The sequence below is a fragment of the Anaeromassilibacillus sp. An250 genome (assembly GCF_002159845.1).
Taxonomy (GTDB): Bacteria; Bacillota; Clostridia; order Oscillospirales; family Acutalibacteraceae; genus Anaeromassilibacillus; species Anaeromassilibacillus stercoravium.
Genome location: NZ_NFJK01000050.1, coordinates 1 through 2,131 on the forward strand (window position 1 = coordinate 1; position 2,131 = coordinate 2,131).

The window sequence follows — 2,131 nt, forward strand, 5'->3', positions numbered from 1 at the left end:
CCGGAGGGCCAGCAGCCCAGCATGATTGACTTGTGGGAGGCCCAGCAGCAGCTCAAGCGGCCCGACACCCGCACCGGCAAAATCCGGGCTTTACAGGAGAGCGCCGCCCTGTTCAGCTTTTTGCAGGCAAACGGCATCCAATCCATGCAGCAGCTCCATGAAAAAATCGCAGATATGAACACCCATTACTATGACCTGCGGCGAGAGATCGTCAAGGCTGAGCGCCGGATCGCTGTCCTCACCGAGCGCGGGGAGATGTGGGCGCAGTACAACGAGTATAAGACTGTCCACAAGCAGCTTGCCAGGGTAAAGCCGGAGAAGCGGGAACTGTTCGAGCAGCGCCACAGCCGGGAACTGATCCTCTATGACGCGGCGGCCCGGTATCTGAAAGAACTGAAAGCCAGCGGCGAGGAAATCACCCCGAAGGAATGGCGGCGTGAGATCGACCTGTTGACCGCCCAGAAACAGGTGGACAGCATCGACATGAAAGCTATGCGGGAGGAGCTAAAAGCTGTGGAACGGCTCCGCAAGGCCGCCGACCAACTGGCCCGGCAGGAACGGGACAAGCCCCGCGACCGGGGGCCGGAGCGGTAAAGGGTACGGCGCTTTGCCGACCCCTTTCAGGTGCGTCGCGTTTCACGACACCCTTTTGCACACAGAAAAACCGCCGTACAGGTTTCCCCATACGGCGGCAGATGGTTTATTTGCCGAACAAGTCGCTGTGCGACCCGGTGCGGGCAAGCGTCAGCACCAGCACATCATCCTCGATACGGTAAATGAGCAGCCAGTCCGGGAGAATGTGACATTCCCGATGGCCCACCCAATCGCCGGACAAATCGTGATCGCGGTTTTTATCCGGCAGCGGTTCGCCCATCGACAGCAGCGCCACGACCTGTTCCAGCAATTCGATTTTCAGGCCGCGCTTGATTGCCCGCTTGTAGTCCTTTTTGAAAACGGTCGTGTACTTGACGGTGTACTTTGTTTTCCTCATTTTTTCAGGTCGGCAAACAACTCGTCAAGGTCATTGTATCCCTTTACAGACGGGTCTTTTGCAATCCTTTCCGCTTCCAGCATGGCAGCAATCGTTTCCTTGTTGGGCTGTTCCAGCTTCACCTCAAAGGGAATGCCGCCCTCACGAAGCGACTGGCGCACGAAGATGTTGAACGCCGTGGATAAATTCATGCCGAGTTCCGCAAACAGGGCGTCGGCCTGTGCCTTCAAATCCGCGTCCATGCGGATGCTGATGTTTGTGGTATTTCCAGCCATATCATCAACCCCTTTCTGCTGGTACTTTTAGTATATGCCATTTGCACGAAGAAAACAATACTTTGCACGAATATTTAACAGTAAATTCATTGAAGGAGGTCACTGTATGAAGCAAATTATTTTGCCCGTCACTATCCACCTGAATATCCGCCTGCCCCTTGCCCTCTTGCAGCCGGAATCGGCAGACGCGCCCACCGGCCCGGAGCCGGAGGCCCATGCCTGCCAGGGCTGCGGCAACTGCGGCGGGTGTGGGAAGTGCCAGCATGAAAAAAAGCAAGCCTGAACCCGTCCCCGTCATGGACTACCGCCAGTACCGCAGAGCGCGGCGGCTGGTACATGAGTGCTGCAACTATGACGGCGGCCACTGTATCGCGCTGGATGATGGGGAGGAATGTGTCTGCGTCCAGTCCATTTCCTACTCCCTGTTGTGCCGGTGGTTCCGGGCGGCGGTGCTGCCGCTGGACAGGGAACTGGAAACGGCCCTGTTCCACCGCCTGGACGCCAAGCGGTGCGCCGTCTGCGGGGCGCTGTTCACCCCCGGCTCCAACCGGGCCAAATACTGCCCGGAATGTGCTGTTCAGGTACGCCGCCGCAAAGAGGCAGAACGACAGCGGAAAAGATACTACCTTTCTACGCATTTAGGGGCTGAAAAACCCTTGTAAATCAAGGACTTTTTCGAGGGTGTCGCTGGGGGCCTGATAGATTTATCCTCTGGCCCCCAAAACAGCCCTCTAAAGGCGTACAGACCCCTGAAATAAACCCCAAGGAGGAACCCTATGTCAGACAACCGAAAATATTACTACCTGAAACTCAAAGAGAACTATTTTGACGATGACTCCATCGTGCTGCTGGAAAGTATGCAGGA

General features: G+C 56.5%; 4 protein-coding genes and 2 pseudogenes. 4 read left to right on the forward strand and 2 right to left on the reverse strand.

Going from position 1 to position 2,131, the window contains the following annotated elements; all coding sequences use genetic code 11:
• A pseudogene (locus B5F54_RS16995) lies at positions 1-594 on the forward strand (MobQ family relaxase); the annotation flags it as partial.
• A 106-nt stretch (positions 595-700) separates the two neighbouring features.
• Here B5F54_RS16995 and B5F54_RS17000 read toward each other — a convergent pair.
• Positions 701-991, reverse strand: a complete 291-nt coding sequence (locus tag B5F54_RS17000) for a type II toxin-antitoxin system YafQ family toxin (protein ID WP_087235323.1) — start codon at positions 989-991, stop codon at positions 701-703.
• Positions 988-1,266 carry a type II toxin-antitoxin system RelB/DinJ family antitoxin gene (locus B5F54_RS17005; RefSeq protein WP_003509354.1) on the reverse strand — a complete coding sequence of 93 codons (279 nt, stop codon included), beginning with the start codon at positions 1,264-1,266 and terminating at the stop codon, positions 988-990. The genes B5F54_RS17000 and B5F54_RS17005 overlap by 4 nt, the downstream gene beginning before the upstream one ends.
• A gap of 106 nt (positions 1,267-1,372) precedes the next feature.
• On the opposite strand from B5F54_RS17005, the gene B5F54_RS17830 reads away from it, so the two are divergent.
• The 3 genes and pseudogenes from B5F54_RS17830 to B5F54_RS18470 form a co-directional block, all read left to right on the forward strand.
• A complete protein-coding gene (locus B5F54_RS17830; protein WP_009296691.1) occupies positions 1,373-1,549 on the forward strand; it encodes a hypothetical protein in 177 nt (58 codons plus the stop codon).
• Positions 1,530-1,928: a cysteine-rich VLP domain-containing protein gene (locus tag B5F54_RS17010; protein WP_087235324.1), complete on the forward strand. Its 399-nt coding sequence runs from the start codon at positions 1,530-1,532 to the stop codon at positions 1,926-1,928. The genes B5F54_RS17830 and B5F54_RS17010 overlap by 20 nt, the downstream gene beginning before the upstream one ends.
• A 114-nt stretch (positions 1,929-2,042) precedes the next feature.
• Positions 2,043-2,131: pseudogene (locus tag B5F54_RS18470) on the forward strand (phage replisome organizer N-terminal domain-containing protein); the annotation flags it as partial.

What these genes read in the sequence shown, in the direction of transcription:
- B5F54_RS17830 (WP_009296691.1), top strand. Translation starts at nt 1,373, where the DNA reads ATGAAGCAAATTATTTTGCCCGTCACTATCCACCTGAATATCCGCCTG.
- B5F54_RS17000 (WP_087235323.1), bottom strand. Translation starts at nt 991, where the DNA reads ATGAGGAAAACAAAGTACACCGTCAAGTACACGACCGTTTTCAAAAAG.
- B5F54_RS17005 (WP_003509354.1), bottom strand. Translation starts at nt 1,266, where the DNA reads ATGGCTGGAAATACCACAAACATCAGCATCCGCATGGACGCGGATTTG.
- B5F54_RS17010 (WP_087235324.1), top strand. Translation starts at nt 1,530, where the DNA reads ATGAAAAAAAGCAAGCCTGAACCCGTCCCCGTCATGGACTACCGCCAG.